At 65.8% G+C, this 15,360-nt stretch carries 18 protein-coding genes and 1 tRNA gene; 12 read left to right on the forward strand and 7 right to left on the reverse strand.

The genetic code is table 11. From position 1 onward, the window contains the following. Positions 1-33: 33 nt before the first annotated feature. From HTIA_RS03225 to HTIA_RS03240, 4 genes are all read right to left on the reverse strand, one after another. On the reverse strand, positions 34-492 hold the full coding sequence (locus tag HTIA_RS03225) for a universal stress protein (protein ID WP_008527886.1): 459 nt from the start codon (positions 490-492) through the stop codon (positions 34-36). Positions 493-578: 86 nt separating this feature from the next. Continuing rightward, positions 579-1,598 carry an amidohydrolase family protein gene (locus HTIA_RS03230; RefSeq protein ID WP_008527885.1) on the reverse strand — a complete coding sequence of 340 codons (1,020 nt, stop codon included), beginning with the start codon at positions 1,596-1,598 and terminating at the stop codon, positions 579-581. 72 nt (positions 1,599-1,670) lie between these two features. Then, on the reverse strand, positions 1,671-2,894 hold the full coding sequence (locus HTIA_RS03235; RefSeq protein WP_008527884.1) for an HD domain-containing protein: 1,224 nt from the start codon (positions 2,892-2,894) through the stop codon (positions 1,671-1,673). 58 nt (positions 2,895-2,952) lie between these two features. After that, complete coding sequence (locus HTIA_RS03240; protein WP_008527883.1) at positions 2,953-3,480, reverse strand: protein-tyrosine phosphatase family protein; 528 nt, start codon at positions 3,478-3,480, stop codon at positions 2,953-2,955. A 125-nt stretch (positions 3,481-3,605) separates the two neighbouring features. On the opposite strand from HTIA_RS03240, the gene cofD reads away from it, so the two are divergent. Genes cofD through HTIA_RS03265 form a run of 5 tightly spaced genes read left to right on the forward strand, consistent with a single transcriptional unit; the run spans position 3,606 to position 7,031 of the window. Beyond that, positions 3,606-4,598, forward strand: coding sequence for a 2-phospho-L-lactate transferase (cofD, locus tag HTIA_RS03245; RefSeq protein ID WP_008527881.1), 993 nt, complete (start codon positions 3,606-3,608; stop codon positions 4,596-4,598). Next, positions 4,595-5,383, forward strand: coding sequence for a tRNA-dihydrouridine synthase (locus HTIA_RS03250; RefSeq protein ID WP_008527880.1), 789 nt, complete (start codon positions 4,595-4,597; stop codon positions 5,381-5,383). The genes cofD and HTIA_RS03250 overlap by 4 nt, the downstream gene beginning before the upstream one ends. Next, positions 5,380-6,222 carry a triphosphoribosyl-dephospho-CoA synthase gene (locus tag HTIA_RS03255; RefSeq protein ID WP_020936011.1) on the forward strand — a complete coding sequence of 281 codons (843 nt, stop codon included), beginning with the start codon at positions 5,380-5,382 and terminating at the stop codon, positions 6,220-6,222. Before HTIA_RS03250 ends, HTIA_RS03255 begins: the two co-directional genes overlap by 4 nt. Beyond that, on the forward strand, positions 6,219-6,815 hold the full coding sequence (locus HTIA_RS03260; RefSeq protein ID WP_008527876.1) for a DUF447 domain-containing protein: 597 nt from the start codon (positions 6,219-6,221) through the stop codon (positions 6,813-6,815). Before HTIA_RS03255 ends, HTIA_RS03260 begins: the two co-directional genes overlap by 4 nt. Before the next feature lie 24 nt (positions 6,816-6,839). Next, positions 6,840-7,031: a 30S ribosomal protein S17e gene (locus tag HTIA_RS03265; RefSeq protein ID WP_008527874.1), complete on the forward strand. Its 192-nt coding sequence runs from the start codon at positions 6,840-6,842 to the stop codon at positions 7,029-7,031. A gap of 88 nt (positions 7,032-7,119) precedes the next feature. Here HTIA_RS03265 and HTIA_RS03270 read toward each other — a convergent pair whose 3' ends face one another. Beyond that, positions 7,120-8,307, reverse strand: a complete 1,188-nt coding sequence (locus HTIA_RS03270) for a hypothetical protein (RefSeq protein WP_008527873.1) — start codon at positions 8,305-8,307, stop codon at positions 7,120-7,122. 124 nt (positions 8,308-8,431) lie between these two features. On the opposite strand from HTIA_RS03270, the gene asd reads away from it, so the two are divergent. Both asd and HTIA_RS03280 read left to right on the forward strand, forming a co-directional pair. Continuing rightward, on the forward strand, positions 8,432-9,469 hold the full coding sequence (gene asd / locus HTIA_RS03275) for an aspartate-semialdehyde dehydrogenase (RefSeq protein WP_008527871.1): 1,038 nt from the start codon (positions 8,432-8,434) through the stop codon (positions 9,467-9,469). 62 nt (positions 9,470-9,531) lie between these two features. Next, positions 9,532-9,933, forward strand: coding sequence for a hypothetical protein (locus HTIA_RS03280; protein ID WP_008527869.1), 402 nt, complete (start codon positions 9,532-9,534; stop codon positions 9,931-9,933). 18 nt (positions 9,934-9,951) lie between these two features. Here HTIA_RS03280 and HTIA_RS03285 read toward each other — a convergent pair whose 3' ends face one another. Next, positions 9,952-10,932: a D-2-hydroxyacid dehydrogenase gene (locus tag HTIA_RS03285; RefSeq protein WP_008527868.1), complete on the reverse strand. Its 981-nt coding sequence runs from the start codon at positions 10,930-10,932 to the stop codon at positions 9,952-9,954. Positions 10,933-11,125: 193 nt separating this feature from the next. Here HTIA_RS03285 and HTIA_RS03290 point away from each other — a divergent pair, with 193 nt between their 5' ends. The 4 genes from HTIA_RS03290 (at position 11,126) to HTIA_RS03305 (ending at position 13,845) form a co-directional block, all read left to right on the forward strand. Then, positions 11,126-11,749: a response regulator gene (locus tag HTIA_RS03290; protein ID WP_008527867.1), complete on the forward strand. Its 624-nt coding sequence runs from the start codon at positions 11,126-11,128 to the stop codon at positions 11,747-11,749. Between the two features lie 62 nt (positions 11,750-11,811). Continuing rightward, positions 11,812-13,176, forward strand: coding sequence for an NAD(P)/FAD-dependent oxidoreductase (locus tag HTIA_RS03295; RefSeq protein ID WP_008527866.1), 1,365 nt, complete (start codon positions 11,812-11,814; stop codon positions 13,174-13,176). Between the two features lie 122 nt (positions 13,177-13,298). Further along, positions 13,299-13,760: a GNAT family N-acetyltransferase gene (locus HTIA_RS03300; protein WP_008527865.1), complete on the forward strand. Its 462-nt coding sequence runs from the start codon at positions 13,299-13,301 to the stop codon at positions 13,758-13,760. 11 nt (positions 13,761-13,771) lie between these two features. Further along, positions 13,772-13,845: transfer RNA gene (locus HTIA_RS03305), tRNA-Thr, on the forward strand. A gap of 67 nt (positions 13,846-13,912) precedes the next feature. On the opposite strand, the gene HTIA_RS03310 is transcribed toward HTIA_RS03305, so the two are convergent. Further along, positions 13,913-14,197 carry a translation initiation factor eIF-1A gene (locus HTIA_RS03310; RefSeq protein WP_008527864.1) on the reverse strand — a complete coding sequence of 95 codons (285 nt, stop codon included), beginning with the start codon at positions 14,195-14,197 and terminating at the stop codon, positions 13,913-13,915. Between the two features lie 131 nt (positions 14,198-14,328). Here HTIA_RS03310 and HTIA_RS03315 point away from each other — a divergent pair, with 131 nt between their 5' ends. Next, positions 14,329-15,342, forward strand: a complete 1,014-nt coding sequence (locus tag HTIA_RS03315) for a glycosyltransferase family 4 protein (RefSeq protein WP_008527863.1) — start codon at positions 14,329-14,331, stop codon at positions 15,340-15,342. The last annotated feature ends 18 nt before the right edge of the window (positions 15,343-15,360 follow it).

Raw genomic sequence — 15,360 nt, forward strand, 5'->3', positions numbered from 1 at the left:
TTGCGTCACTCTACAGTGAGCTCGCGAGTCGCGTCACTCCTCAGGGCTGCGTACTTCCGGCGGTTCTCCGACCCGGTAGGTCAACACCGGGACTGGCGCAGATCGGATGACGCGCTCGGCCACGCTTCCCAGCAGGAGTCGATTGATCCCGCCCCGTCCGTGCGTGCCCATGACGATCAGGTCGACGTCGGCGTCGGCAGCACGGGCGACGATCTCCCGACTCGGTGCCCCCTCTCGCATCTCCGTCTCGACAGTCACCGTGTCGCCGGCCATCTCCTCGACCTCGCCAAGGGCGCGGTCAGCTTCCTCACGGAGCATGTCGGAGACGGCCTCCCAGGACGTGTCCATCGGCATCCGGCTCATCGTCGCCGTGTCCAGGACGTACAGCGCGTGGACGGTCGCGTTGTGAACCCGTGCCAGCTCCAGGGCGTGTTCGATCACGGCGTCGATGCCGTCTGACCCATCGGTCGGAACGAGAATTCTATCATACATGATTGTATGTTAACGTACGACGGCATCTGGCTTAATAGCCAATGTCAGTATTCTGTCTTTGTCTCGACAGCCAGCAGTGCCGCAGGTCAGTCTCCGAGAACGACGTCAGTCACGTCGTCGACGCCGGCCCGGCGGACGACGGCGCGGACGACGTCTTCCGCGCCGGCGAGATTGTCGGAGTCGCCGTCGAGAGCGAGCAGTCGAGCGTCCCGGCCCGTTTCGACAACGCCCGCGTTCAGGCCCGCGATTTCGGCCCCGGCGACCGTCGCCATCCCCAGGACTTCGCGGGCAGAGACATCGTAGAGTTTCGCGGCGAACGCCATCTCGCGGAACATCGACGGGCTGTTGAGCATGACGTTGTCGGTGCCGAGTGCAACTGTCGTGCGGTCGAGGAGTTCGCGGGCGGGCGCGACCCCGGCGTCGGTCACGAGGTTCGAGCGCGGACAGAGGACGACGGGCGTCTCTTCGTCGTCGAGTCGTTCGTAGTGGAGAGCTTCGAGGTGGACCATGTGGACGAGGAAGTCCGGATCCAGGTCGAGCGCGGGGTTGACGTCGTCGCTGTCGCGTTCGCCTGCGTGGATGCCAAAGAGTTTGCCGGCCTCGCGTGTCGCCGTGCGCTCGGCCCCGAACTCCCCGTCGCGTGCGCCGCTCGCGCCGAAGCCATCTGCGACTTCCATCGCCGCGAGTGTCTCCCGGCCGAGCACGACGTCCTCGATCGCGAGCCCGTCGAGTGCCGCCTCGATCGCTTCGACGCCGGAGACACCGCCCTCCCGGAACTCGATGAACGCCCCAGTTCCAGCACGTTCCATGAACGACAGCGAGCGCCGCATGGCGGCGATGAGTTCGTCCTGGCTCGCCGCCCGGAGCAAGCGGTGTTTCAACCCGTCCGGCGGTGCGACGAGCTCGTCGAGGCTGAGGCCGGCACCGGCCTCTTTCGCGATCGAATCCCCGATATGCGTGTGGGCGTTGACGAACGCCGGGAGGATGATTCGGTCACTGTGGACCCCAGCCTCCTCGACAGCCACGATCTCGCCGTCCTCGACGACGACTCGCCCCTCGATCGGCTCGAAATCACGACCGCGGAGAATGGTTCCTTCGAGTTGCATGTGGTGATCGTTGGGGTGAGTGTGGTTTGACGGTTTCGAGAGTGCCAGTCTCGTGGTCCGGCTACCGGACCGTCACTCGAATTCGTCGAGCGTTGTGTGGATGCCGCGGGGCGTGTCGCTGACACGCGCGCCCTCGATGTCGAGGTCGAGCGTCCGGACGGCGGCGTCGCCGACACGCTCACGAACGTCAGCCGGGGCGTAGACGCCGAGACGCCACCGGTCGCGCTGTGCCGCCTGTAGCGCACGCACGAGCGTCGACTGTTCCTCCAGTCGCCTCACGGTCCCGTTGACGAGCACGCGCGAGCTCGACTCGGCCATCGACGGCTCCGGTGGCACGTCGAGGATGACTGCGGCGGGATCGACACCCGCCGCTTCGGCGATCTCCCGCTCGCGCTCGCGGATCGCCGTCTGCTCCATCTCCAAGACCTCCGCTGGGACGGCCGCGCGTTCGGCCCACACGGCGCGCTTATAGAGATCACGATAGGTCAGTCGCCGCCCGATCTCGGCTGTTTCATCGGTCGAGCGGAGCGCGACGAGCAGTTCGGCGTCGTCCATCCGCCGGAACGTCTCCGGATCGGTGTCCGTCGCCTCGAGCAGGCGGGCGCTCGCGCGCCGGAGCATGGCCTTGGCGATCCTGGCGACGTGGTGGCTGTAGACCGTCGGCGTCATCAGCGCGCGGGCGAGCAGGAGGCTCTCGGCGGTCTGGACGTTGCCCTCCGCGAGGACGAGTTCGCCGTCCCGAAAACGGAGCTCCCGGACCAGTCGTCCGTGGTCGATGGTTCCGTACGGAACGCCGGTGTGGTGGGCGTCACGGACGAGGTAGTCCATCCGATCGACGTCGAGTTCGCCCGATACCAGCTGGCCGAGTTCCCCGTCGCCAGCGATCAGGTCGGCGACGGCGTCTGGGTTCAGACCGTGCTCGGTCAGCACGCGTGCGACCGCGCCCTCACCGATCAGGTCGTGGACGTCGTCGTGGTACTTGCCCGTGTGGCGATGGATCAGCCCCTCGACGTTGTGGCTGTAGGGCCCGTGACCGACGTCGTGCAACAGGGCGGCGGCCCGGACGCGTTCGGCCTGCTGGCCCTCGATGCCGAGGTGAGAGAGCGCCTGGTCGGCGAGGTGATAGACGCCGAGGCTATGCTCGAAGCGGGTGTGGTTGGCGGAGGGATAGACGAGCGTGACCGTGCCGAGCTGGCTGACGTGTCGCAGCCGCTGGAGGGGCGGCGTATCCAGCAGCGACAGCGCCACGCCCTCGACCTCGATGTAGTCGTGGACGCTGTCCTTGATCGTCTTCATCGTCCCCTCGTTCGGACGGCCGCCTCAAAACAGTGGGTGTCCACAGCCGGACGAGACATTACCCGACAGTCGCGAGATGGTCGAGCAGTTCTTCCTCGGTCGCGTCGCCGGACTCGATGGGCTCCGCCGGAAACCGTCCCATGTCCTCGACCGTCGCGACTGCTGGTTCGGGCCGATACCCGCGGCCGTGGACAAGCCAGGCGGCCAGTGTCTGCCCGGTCCGTCCAAGCCCTGAAAGTCCGTGGACGACGACTGGCGACTCCCGGCGAACAGATTCTTCGAGAAACGGGAGGATCGACTCCTCGAGGACCGTGCTGTCTCCGAGCCGCCGGTCCAACAGTGGCGCGTGAACGACGTTCTGCTCGCCGAACGCGGCCACGTAGCGATCCAGATTGTACTGGAAGCCGTCAGTTTCCGCACCGGGGACCAGACAGCAGACTCGCTGGATTCCACGGTCGCGCATGAACTCGATCCAGGCTGAAACGGCCGTCTCGTGATCGACCGCCGAGTGCCAGCCCGGCGCGGCCGCCCCGTAGACGTACTCCTCTTCGGGGGCAGCCGGCGCGAACCGATACGCGTCGTCCATGTTTCTTCCAGTGAAACCCATAGCCTTGAGTGTATACCTCCGATTCTCAGGATTGAAAGCCGAAACGTAGCTGCCGACCCCGCGGTGAGGACACGCTTAAGCGTTCCCTGGCCACAACTGGCAGTATGGTCACGTTTCTGGCCGGCGGGACGGGGACACCGAAACTCCTCGCCGGCACCGACGATGTCTTCACGCCCGCCGAGACGACCGTCGTCGCGAACACCGGCGACGACGTCGAACTCGGTGGGTTGCTGGTCTGTCCCGACGTCGATACGTGTCTCTTTCAGGCGGGCGGAATACTTGATACGGACACCTGGTGGGGGATCGCCGAGGACTCGGCAGAGACCCACGAGTACGTTCGAACGCTGAGTGAGCGGGCAGGACTTGACGGGGGTCCGCGATATCTCCCCGACGATCGACAGACTGCCGGCCGTGAACTCGCACGCTGGCGACGGTTCTCCGCGGTCGGTGAGTTCATGCACATCGGCGACCGCGACCGGGCAATCCACGTCACGCGGACGAGCTTACTCGACGAGGGCCATTCGTTGACCGACGTGACCCGCATTCTCGGCGACGCCCTCGGGGCCGACCGCGAGATCCTGCCGATGAGCGACGACCCAGTGGCCTCGATCGTCCACACGCCTGACGGGCCGATGCACTTCCAGGAGTTCTGGGTCGCCCACGACGGCGAGCCCCCTGTCGAATCCGTCGCGTTCCGGGGCGCGGAAGACGCGACGGCAACGGATGCGGTGCTCGATGCCCTTTCCGACCCGGTCGTGATCGGCCCGTCGAACCCGATCACGAGCATCGGGCCGATGACGGCCATCGACGGGATCGCCACAGCGCTCCGGAAAACTCCCGTCGTCGCGGTCTCCCCGTTCGTCGAGGATCAGGTCTTCTCCGGCCCGGCGGCGAAACTGATGGCCGCAGAAGGGTTCGAAGCCTCGACAGCCGGGGTCGCCGAAGCCTACCCGTTCGTGGACGCGTTCGTTCTCGATGAGGCCGATCGAACCGACCTCGAGCGACCCACGATCCGGACGGAGACGACGCTCGACACCGAGGAAGACGCCGCCCGGGTCGCCCGTGCCGTTCGGGAAGCGCTGGAGGTGGTCACGTGACGGGAGACGGACTGTTCCCGTTCGAACTGCGAGTTGCCGCCGCCAGCCTCAGTGGGGAGTCGGACGCCGAGTGGGCGAACGTAGCTGCCCCCTACGTCGGCGCAGCGTTTCTCGGCGGGCTCGCGATCGACGAGCCGACCCGAACGGCGGCCCGCGAGATGGTCGACGAACGCGATCGCGAGGAGTTTCTGCCCGCGGATCCACTCGCCTTCGCAGACGAACAGCTGGAAGCGCTGGCGGACGCGCCGCTCGTTGCCGGATTGAACGTCCGGGCCGCGTCGCCAGCGCCGATCCGAGACCTCGCGGGGGTCTGTGCCGATCACGACGCTATCTGTGAGATCAACGCTCACTGCCGACAGGACGAACTGTGCGAGACGGGGGCCGGGCAAGCGTTGTTGTGCGAGCCGGACCGGCTGGCTGGCCAGGTCGAAGCTGCGGCGACGACCGGCGCGTCCGTCAGCGTGAAAGTCCGGACGGAAGTGGCCGGCGTCGATCTCCCGGCTGTCGCCCGGCGGATCGAGACGGCCGGGGCGGATGTGATCCACGTCGATGCGATGGACAGCGAAGGCGTCGTCGCCGACATCGTCGCGGCGACGGACCTGTTCGTCATCGCCAACAACGGCGTCCGCGACCGGGAGACGGTTCGGGAGTATCTGGCGTACGGCGCGGACGCCGTCAGCGTCGGCCGACCGAGTGATCGTCCTGCCGTTCTTGAACGAGTCAAGGCGGCGACTGAGGCGTGGTTCGAGTCGGACGGGACAGCCACGACGGGGGCCACGCGATGACGCGAACGATCGCCCAGCAGGCCGAACTCGCGTTGCTGCTGGAGGTCGCGACGACGCCCAAGCCGGGCAACGTCGACCGCCACCGCGATCACGACGACCTCCGGTTCGAGCACTTCCTCGCGGGGGCCGTGGGCGCGAGCGAGGGGCTCGAAGACCTGGCCGACCCCGACGGGCCGCCGATCGGGACGGCCTTCGAGCGGGCAGTCGAAGGCATGAACGGGCAGTCCGGCGGCAACACCCAGTTCGGCGGCCTCCTGTTGCTCGCGCCGCTGGTCCGGGCCGCCGCGCTGGGAAAAGTGACACCGGAGCGGGCTACAGCTGTCGCCGAGGGGACTGGCGTCGAGGACGCTGCCGGGTTCTATCGCGCGTTCGAGCACGTCGACGTCGCCGTCGCCGACCCGCCCGACGACATGGACGCCCTGGACGTTCGTCGTGGGAGCGATGCCGTGCCCGATATTCGCGAGCGCAATCTTTCGCTGTTCGACATACTGGCCCGCTCGGCTGACCACGACGGCATCGCCCGCGAGTGGACGAACGGGTTCGCGCGGACCTTCGACGCCGCGGAGCGGCTCGTGAATCGCGACGGACCGCTCCTCGATCGTGCCGCCGCCGTGTTCCTCGATCTGCTCGCCGCGGAGCCAGACACCTTCGTCGCGATCAACCATGGAGCGGAGACGGCCGAAGACGTCCGCGAGCGGGCCGAGGCCGCCCGAGACGGCGACACCGATCCCGAGACGCTCGCCGAGGAACTACTCGCCGAGGGGATCAACCCGGGGACGACAGCCGACATTCTCGCCGGCGGGCTGTTCGTCGCTCTCGAACGGGGGACGGAGGTATGAGCGATCCCTGGCCGGTTGAACTGCGGGGAATCACCGAGTCAGTCGTGACGACGCTCGGCCCCGACGGATCGTATAACGTCGCCGCGCTGGGGCTGTCGGCCGGCGATCCAGTCACAGCGACGACCTGGGGCCAGACGCGAACCCGCCGGAACTTCGAACGGGAAGGTGAGGGATACGTCCAGTTCACGCGCGACCCGGTGGATTTCGTCGAAGCGGCGTTGACCGTCTGGGAGGCGGACGAACCGATCCTCCCGACAGCCGACGCCTGGGCGAAGGTGGCGGTTGAGCACCGCGAGGCCGACACGGAAGACGGGACGGAGTGGGTGGAGTGGACACTCGAACCGATCGAGTCGGCAGTCGAACGCGAGACGGTACCCACGACGAACCGAGGGTACGCCGCCGTGATCGAGGCGACAGTCGCGGCGTCACGACTCGACGTCCCGGCCTACGACGACGATCGCCTCGCGGCGCGGCTCGCCTATTTCGCGGCCGTCATCGAGCGGTGTGGCGGCGAGCGCGAGCAGGTCGCGTGGGAGCGCCTGGAGACGACTGTCGACCTCCCGGCGGTAGCCCGGCAATTCGAATCCTTTTAGGCCCCGAGTCGGCAACGGACCTGTATGGCTATCAAACCCGCCTACGTCAAGAAGACCGGGACGATCCTGCTGGAGCGGTATCCGCGGGCGTTCTCGGCGGACTTCGAGCACAACAAGGACGTCGTCGAGGAACTCACCAACATCGAATCGAAAGGCGTACGCAACCGCATCGCCGGCTACGTAACTCACAAGCAGGGCTCGGCCGTCGAAGCCTGAAGCGGGGCTCGGACTCTCCTGGTCGAGTCGCTCGCGTGGACGTATATTTTCTCCCGGATATGTATCCAGCGCCGTACTGGCGTGTCTGTCAGTACATCGCCGCGAGCAGCGGCCGAGTAAGTGCCGAATTGACGAGCAAGAGATACGCACCGAACGCGAGTGCTGGTACCCAGACCGATCGCGTTCGCTCGTACCCGATCGACGCGGCAGCCGCGACGGCCATGATGCCCACTATCCGCGAGACGGCAACAATCGAGTAGCCCCGAACGACGCCGACGAGTACGAACGCAACCGAGACGATCATCGCCGCGGCCACGCCCGCATGGACCGTCGTCACTGTGTCGTCCAGTCGCGACTGGAGCGTTCCAATCCCACGCGCGAACAGCCAGGCGGCAGCGACACCGACGACGACCGCTCCGATAACCCGGCCATTCGATCCCACGAACGGAATCGAGGCCATCGGCCCCTGTCGGAAGACGGTGATCGAATAGAGTTCGATGCTGGCCCAGGCCCGGACGGGGAAGAGTACCGTCACCGCCGCCACCGCCTGGGCAGGCCCTGAAATCAGGCCCAACCGCCCCTGGATCGCAGCGTTGTAGAGGAGTGCGTACCCGACGCCGCCGAGTATCCCGGTGATGACGACGCTATGGAGGACACTGGCCGGCCCGATCCGCGACTGGAAAACCGACTCGAACACGTCGGTGTAGACAGTCCCGAGACCGATCAGGACAGCCCCGCCAGCCAAGACGGCGAGAAGAGTAACACCGAAGACGCTCGCCAGCGCGTCGCCGTCAGGCATCGACACCCCGATGGGTACGTCGCGATACTGGATGTATCCGAGTGCGAAGGCGACCATCGTGACGGGGCCTGCGAGGTCGACGGCGATTGGCGCGACCGAGCGTTGGATCGGGTCGATTGCGACGTATGCGAGGACGAATACGGCCGCAACAATCGTCCCGGTGATCGTGAACAGATCGGGTGCGTCTATCCGGTCGAGCCGATCGACCCTGCCGCGCGCCAGGGCGTAGCCGACACCGAGCGCTCCCAGCACGAGGACGGCGTAGACGAACGAAAGGAGGATGCGGCCGGTGAACGCACTCGCGACACCGATGACAGGCTCGGCGGTCGGCGGTACCCGAGCGAGGTGCTCAAGGACGCGCCGCAATGCCGTCCCGAGAACGACGACGGCACCCAGCAGGACTACCACGCCACCGTACTCGACGAGCGACGAACGGGCGTCGATCGAACGCGATCGCTGGAGGGGACGATCGGTCATACGGGGACAAATCACGGGATCGTGCAAATGCATTTATGTTCGGGCTGAGGGCTGCGACGGGCAGTCGCGACCGCCCACCGGCGATCCAAACAGTTTTGACCCGTCCTCGCCCAATCCTCCAGTCATGCCAGTAAACGTCGGAATTCTGGGTGCGACCGGGGCCGTGGGCCAGCGACTCGTCCAGCTGCTCGACCCGCATCCGGACTTCGAGATCGCCGCGCTGACTGCAAGTGAGGACAGCGCCGGCACGTCGTATCGCGAGGCAGCCAAGTGGCGCATCGACACGCCGATCCCCGGCCACGTCGCCGAGATGACTGTCGGGGCGACCGAGCCCGAGGCCGTTCCCGACGACATCGATCTGCTGTTCTCCTCGTTGCCCTCCTCGGTCGGCGAGGCCGTCGAACCCGACTTCGCCGAGGCGGGCTACGTCGTCTCCTCGAACTCCTCGAACTTCCGGACGGACCCGGACGTCCCGCTCACTATCCCCGAAGTCAATCCGGACCACGTCGACTTGATCGACGTCCAGCGTGAGCAGCGCGGGTGGGACGGCGCACTCCTGAAGAACCCCAACTGCTCGACGATCACGATGGTCCCGCCGCTGGCCGCCCTCGAGGAGGCCTTCGGCGTCGAGCGCGTCGACGTCTCGACGCTGCAGGCCGTCTCCGGAGCGGGCTACTCGGGCGTCACCTCGATGGAGATCATCGACAACGCCATCCCCCACATCGGCGGCGAGGAGGCAAAGATGGAGACCGAATCCCGCAAGCTCTTAGGCGAGTTCGACGGGACCGAGGTGGAGTGGCTCGAGGCCGACGTCGCCGCCTCGTGCAACCGGATTCCGACGCTCGACGGCCATCTCGAGAACGTCTGGGCAGATCTCGCAATGGACGTCAGCGCCGAGGAGGCCGCCGAAGCGATGGCGACCTATCCCTCCGCGGACCTCCACAGCTCGCCAGACCCGCTGATCAAGGTCTTCGAGGAACCCGACCGACCCCAGCCCCGACTCGATCGCAACCGCGAGGACGGGATGCAGATCAGCGTCGGCGGGATCCAGGAAACCGAGACCGGGATCCAGTTCAACACCCTCGCACACAACACCCTCCGTGGGGCGGCCGGTGCGAGCATCCTCAACGGCGAGTTGCTCCTCGAGAAGGGCTACATCTGACGGCGGTTCACTCGGCGACGCCTGATCACAACTACTTCGTAGACGCCACCCGCAGTTGAGATATGGCCGATCGAAAACGCGTCCGGTTCGTCATCGGCGCGATCGCGACCGCCGGACTCGTCGGCGTCTCGCTGTTCACTGACCTCGACGACCCCGTCATCCTTGGGGCCGTCGTGCTCGCGTACTTCGGCGTGATCTACGGCGGGACGAACCTGTATCTGTACCTTCGCGACGAGCAGGCGATGGCGATGAGCGGACGAGTCCGGTTCTTGGCGGCCCTCCTCGCACTCCTGGCGCTGGGCGCGATCAGCGAGTTCGGTCCAGCGGGAGAAATAGCCGGATTCGACGTCGACGCCGTCCTCGCCTGGTTCGGGCTCGCGATCCTCGTCGTCTTCGGCGCATTGACCGTCCGTGATCGGTATCTGGCCGGGCGACGCACCGAGTTTCGGGAGGAGCGGCCCTAGAAAACAGCGATCTGACGTTCAGGCGACTCTGTTTTCGAGTTCGTCGCGATCACCGTCCGCGAGGATCTGCTCGACGTTCGGCGCGACGATGTCGGCCAGTCGCTCGTAGTACTCGGGCGTGTGCCCGGAGACGTGGGGCGTGATGAGGACGTTCTCGAAGTCCCACAGCGGGTGGTCGTTGGGGAGCGGTTCGGGGTCGGTCACGTCCAGGGCCGCCCCGCGGAGGTGGTTCTGACGGAGCGCGGCGAGGAGAGCGTCCGTATCCACGATCGGTCCGCGGGCGACGTTGACGAGCACCGCCGAGGGCGGCAGCGTCTTGAGTTCGTCGGCACCGATCAGCCCGCGCGTCTCCTCGGTGAGCGGGCTGGCGACGGCGACGTACTCCGCGCCGACGAGTGCCTCGTGGATCTCGTCGAGTCCATAGACCTCGTCGGTCGGTCCCCCCTTTTCAGGGGTGTAGCGGACGCCGACGGTCGTCACGTCGAACCCTTCCAGGCGTTCGACGATCGTCTGTCCGATCGCGCCCATCCCCACGATCACGACCCGGCTCCCGGTGAGTTCCGACGACTGGAAGTGTCGCCACTCGTGGCGGTCCTGCTGGCGACGGGCGCGCCCGAAGTTTCGGGCGATCGAGAGGAACGCACCGACGACGTGCTCGGCGATGTTCGGACCGTGGACGCCCGCGGCGTTGGTGACGGCGATGCCCCGATCGGCGAACGTCTCAAGCGGGAGGTGTTCGTAGCCCGCGTACATGCAGGCGAACAGTTCGAGCGCCTCGGCACGGTCGAGTAGCTCCTGCCGGAAGTGCCCGCCCGAGACGACCGGCGCGTCGGTCACCATCGCCCGCTCCTCGGCCGGCGTCTGGGCCGTCCGGACGGTCACTTCGTCGGGCAGGCGATCCCGGAGCGCGTCGGCGTAGGCAGCCCCTGGAATCCCGTGCGGTTTTTGGCGTAACACGAGAACGTCGGGGCGCTCGGGACTCACGTCTCTGTCCTCCATCGGGCACTCTCGGTAGCTTCGCGCATGATTCAGTGATCGGACGGCGACGGCAAAAAGGGTAGCGCGTGCGGACCGGGCGGGCGTCGAACGGTCGTGACCCGCCGTTCGTGAGAATAGTACAGAGCGACACTCAAACCCGAGAATAAACGATCGTGAACGGTTCGAACGGACGGTCACCTATAGGACGATCCCGGTGGGAAGTGAGACTGACATGGGTGTCTCAGTATCGATTCTCGTCGTCGAAGACGACCCGGATCTGCGGAGCCTCCACCGTCTCTGGCTTGCCGAGGACTACGACGTCCAGGCAGTCGCCGACGGCGAGTCCGCCCTCGAGCACGCAGACGGGACCGTCGACGTCGTGTTGCTGGACCGAGACCTGCCTGGCATAGACGGAGATACCGTCGCTCGCAGACTCGACAGCAACGGATTCCGGGGTTCGATCGCCATGGTGACCGGCCAGGCACCCGATCCGTCCGTCGCGACCCTCCCGATCGAGGACTACGTCACGAAACCGGTCGACGCGGGCGAACTTGGTGCAGTCGTCGACCGGTTGATCGCTCGTCGTGCGGTACCGCCATCAGTACAGACCCTGTTCGGGTTGCTCACGCGACGCGCTCGCCTGGAAGCCAGTCTCGATCCGGGCCACCTTGCGGACAGCGACTCCGTCGAGGAACTCACCCAGCGAATCGACGGCGAGTGGGAGACCGTGAGAGCGGAAACACCGGCGGCGCAAGTGCTGTCTATGGCCGAAGAGTGTCTGCCGCCAGTCGTCGACTGGGGGCGGCCAGCCGAAGTCGTGAGTCGGATCGAGCAGTAAACGCGACAGTTGACCCGGATCGAGGACAGGACTTTTAAGAGTACCCGGGTCAGGATTGGGGTATGGAGCGGACAGACGTCGCAGTCGTCGGCGGCGGGCCCGGTGGGGCCGCGGCTGCCCGCACGGCGGCAATAGCTGGCGCTGACGTCACACTCTTCGAAAAGGGGATCCCGCGGGCCGACCGGGACGGACTCGGCCCGGACTCGACAGATGCCGCAGGTATTCTCGACTACTGGGTCGACATCATGGACGAGGATCCGGCCGAGATTCCGGACGGCGTCGTACTCAGAGAACTCGACGGCGCGACCTTCCACGGCCCCAGCGAGTCGATGACGATCACGGATACCGGTCTCGACGGATCTTACGACGGCTTTGGCTTTACGGTCCATCGCGCCCGGTTCGACGACTGGCTTCGCCAACGGGCCGAAGCTGCCGGTGCCGACTACCGCGTCGGGACGAGCGTGACTGACGTCGAGACGGACCTCACTGGGTCGTCCCCGACGCACACGCTGTCGCTCGCCGGCGGGGGAGCGATAGAGGCTGACGCGCTGGTACTCGCGGACGGCCCCCAGCGGACCGTGACCCTCGACGCTCTCGACCAGTTCCTCCCCGACGACGAGAGCGCGGGGGAGTACCTCTCGCCGGACCGAGCGAATCACATCGCCTATCAAGAGCACCGTCGCATGCCGGCGGAACTGTTCAATCCCGATCACATCGAGTTCTGGTGGGGCGTCATGCCCGGCCACACGGCCTACCCCTGGATCTTCCCGAACGACGGGCGCGTCGCCCGGATCGGCCTCACGATGCCGATCGGGATGGACATCGACGACGTCGCCGACCGCGAGGACTACGCGCTGCTCGATCCCGACGACGACTCTATTCCGCCCGGTCGCGTCTACATTCGGCGGCTCCTCCAGCGTGAGTTCCCGGGGTACGACCTCGAGGACTTCCCGATCGTCGAAGACCGGGGCAAGCAATCCGGCACCGAGGCCTACCCGATCTCCTCGACCCGGCCCGTCGAGTCGCCCACGGGCGCGAACGTGGCGGTCGTCGGCGGCGCGATGGGCGGGACGTCCGCGTTCCACGAGGGCGGCGATCACGTCGCCATTCGGACGGGAAAGATCGCGGGGGAGCTCGCAGCCACGGACAAAATGGAGCGCTACAACGCGGCGTGGAAGGAAGCGCTGGGCCCCGAGATCCGTCGAAGCGTCACGTTTGCCGACCTGGTTCGTGACATGAAACCGGCGGACTGGGACCGGAACTTCCAGACGGTTCGGCGGATGCTCGAGAGCAAGGGGTCGCGCAAGCGACAGGCGATCGCGGCGGGACGTAGCGGAATCAGCGTCTATCTTCGCTACCGACGCAAGCGATGGTCCTATCGCCGTGACCGGTACGTCCAACTACCGGAATCGAGATACACAGTCTGAAACTGGTCTTCGATACGAGGAGCGCCTCGGTGTCACGAGATCGGCGGCCACTGTAGCCGTTCCAGCGCAACATCCATGTCCGGCTGGGCCTGTGTCAGAGTGTGAATATCGAAGCCCCGTCGATGAGCGACGTCGACATACTCGCGGATCTCTGGGTCGACCTCGCCGACGGACAGCGTGCGTTCGGAACGCATCTCGCCGCGAGCGCGAACAGATCACCGGTTCGCGAGTCGATCAGTCGCCACGTGGTGACGGGCCGAATTCGAGTCGCCCGTGCGGACGACCGTATCGTCGGCTTCGTGATGTTTACCCTCGAGTCGGACACGCTCGACCGGACTGTCCCGCGCGGGATCGTCGAGAACCTCTACGTCGTTCCCGACCGGCGTGAAGAAGGCATCGGGACGGAGCTCCTCGAGATCGCCGAGGCAGAGCTACGGGACGAAGGGGCGACCGTCGTCGCCCTCGACGTCCTGGCCGACAACGAGGCTGCCCGGGCATTCTACCGATCCCACGGGTACGACCCCCACCGCCTGACCGTCGAGAAGTCGATCGAAAGCGATACCTCTTCAAAGGGCCAGCGGTAACTACCGACTGCGCCAGGGGAGCTTGGGTGGTTCAAGCACTCGACTTGTAATCGAGAATGCGTGGGTTCAAATCCCACCCCTGGCTTTTTCGTCAATTTGAACCGCGTGAAAACCACCGAAGAGAGTCAACACCGACAGTTAAGAGACAGCGGTCACTCGATGTGGCCTTCGCGCCGGAGCTGGTCTGCGTCCTGGCTGTCGTATCGCCATTCGATCGTCGCCTTCTCGTCCTGCCAGTCCCACGGCTCGGCGATGACAACGTCGTCCTCTTCGATCCAGACGCGGTACTTCATGCGGCCAGGGATCCGACCCATGCGAGTCTCGCCGTCCGCACACCGCAACCGGACGTGGTTCCCGCCGAGGTGTTCTGTGACGACCGCGAACACTTCGTCGCTGTTGGGCATGCGGAGGTTCCGCCGGCCCGATTCTTCACTCATACTGGCCCCTACGAGCGGGGCACGATTAAGTCATCCGCGATTCCCGGTATCGTGTGACACGCACTCGACGGTGCTGGCTGTCGGTCGATTCCGGAAACTACTGAACGATCGAGCGCGAGCAACCGGTACGCGTGCTCATCAGCCACTACTTCGAGTGGGAGGGCGTCATCACCGGCGGCCACGCCCAGTCGGTGGCGAACCAGCGGAAGATGCTCGACGCCCGCAACGTCGAGTACACGACCGAACCCGTCCTGGACGCCGACATCCTCCATCTCAACAACATGGGCCCACGATCGATTTACTACGCGAAGCGGGCCAAACGCGCTGACGTCCCGGTCGTCGTGCATACCCATCAGACCGCCGAAGACTTCCGAGAGAGTTTTGCGTTTTCGAACACGCTGGCCCGCCCGATGCGGCCGTACCTCGAATATGCGTACTCGCTTGCGGACCACCTGATCTGTCCGTCCGAACACAACCGCGAGGTGATCGATGGATACGCCGACGCACCGAAGACAGTCCTCTCGAACGGTTTCGATCCAGACCGACTGACTGGCTTCGAGTCGCTCCGCGAAGAATACCTCAAGCGGTACGACCTCGATCCACCGGTGGTCTTCACGGTGGGTCACGTCATCCCCCGGAAGGGACTGGAAGCGTTTGTCGAGACGGCCCGCGCCATGCCGGACCTCGACTTCGTCTGGTTCGGCTATTTAAATCCGACCGGCGGCGGACCTGTCGATCGACTCCTTCGATCCAGTGAGACCACCCAACTCGTCGAGAACGCGCCCGAGAACTGCACCTTCACCGGCTACGTCGAGGCCATTCGAGGGGCCTTCGCGGCCGGCGACGTCTTCTTTTTCCCGACGAAAAACGAAAACGAAGGGATGGCGCTACTGGAGGCAATGGCCTGTCGTCGCCCGCCGGTCGTCCGGGACATCCCAACTTTCGAGTGGCTCGAAGACGGCGAGGACAGTCTGAAAGCCACCGAGGACTTCACGGAACCACTCGATCGACTGCGCGATCCGGACCTGCGTGAACGCCTCGGCGAGCGGGCTGCCAAGCGGAGCGAAGCCTTCACGCTCGAGGCCATCGGTGACGATCTGGTCGATCTCTATCGGCGCGTCCTGGACGAATCTATCGAAGAATGACAGTTTCGGAGACGAATG

The organism is Halorhabdus tiamatea SARL4B (genome assembly GCF_000470655.1).
Lineage (GTDB): Archaea > Halobacteriota > Halobacteria > Halobacteriales > Haloarculaceae > Halorhabdus > Halorhabdus tiamatea.

Coding starts and splice junctions, on each gene's coding strand:
- HTIA_RS03225 (WP_008527886.1), bottom strand. CDS start 492: ATGTATGATAGAATTCTCGTTCCGACCGATGGGTCAGACGGCATCGAC.
- HTIA_RS03230 (WP_008527885.1), bottom strand. CDS start 1,598: ATGCAACTCGAAGGAACCATTCTCCGCGGTCGTGATTTCGAGCCGATC.
- HTIA_RS03235 (WP_008527884.1), bottom strand. CDS start 2,894: ATGAAGACGATCAAGGACAGCGTCCACGACTACATCGAGGTCGAGGGC.
- HTIA_RS03240 (WP_008527883.1), bottom strand. CDS start 3,480: ATGGACGACGCGTATCGGTTCGCGCCGGCTGCCCCCGAAGAGGAGTAC.
- cofD (WP_008527881.1), top strand. CDS start 3,606: ATGGTCACGTTTCTGGCCGGCGGGACGGGGACACCGAAACTCCTCGCC.
- HTIA_RS03255 (WP_020936011.1), top strand. CDS start 5,380: ATGACGCGAACGATCGCCCAGCAGGCCGAACTCGCGTTGCTGCTGGAG.
- HTIA_RS03260 (WP_008527876.1), top strand. CDS start 6,219: ATGAGCGATCCCTGGCCGGTTGAACTGCGGGGAATCACCGAGTCAGTC.
- HTIA_RS03265 (WP_008527874.1), top strand. CDS start 6,840: ATGGCTATCAAACCCGCCTACGTCAAGAAGACCGGGACGATCCTGCTG.
- HTIA_RS03270 (WP_008527873.1), bottom strand. CDS start 8,307: ATGACCGATCGTCCCCTCCAGCGATCGCGTTCGATCGACGCCCGTTCG.
- asd (WP_008527871.1), top strand. CDS start 8,432: ATGCCAGTAAACGTCGGAATTCTGGGTGCGACCGGGGCCGTGGGCCAG.
- HTIA_RS03280 (WP_008527869.1), top strand. CDS start 9,532: ATGGCCGATCGAAAACGCGTCCGGTTCGTCATCGGCGCGATCGCGACC.
- HTIA_RS03285 (WP_008527868.1), bottom strand. CDS start 10,932: ATGGAGGACAGAGACGTGAGTCCCGAGCGCCCCGACGTTCTCGTGTTA.
- HTIA_RS03295 (WP_008527866.1), top strand. CDS start 11,812: ATGGAGCGGACAGACGTCGCAGTCGTCGGCGGCGGGCCCGGTGGGGCC.
- HTIA_RS03300 (WP_008527865.1), top strand. CDS start 13,299: ATGAGCGACGTCGACATACTCGCGGATCTCTGGGTCGACCTCGCCGAC.
- HTIA_RS03310 (WP_008527864.1), bottom strand. CDS start 14,197: ATGAGTGAAGAATCGGGCCGGCGGAACCTCCGCATGCCCAACAGCGAC.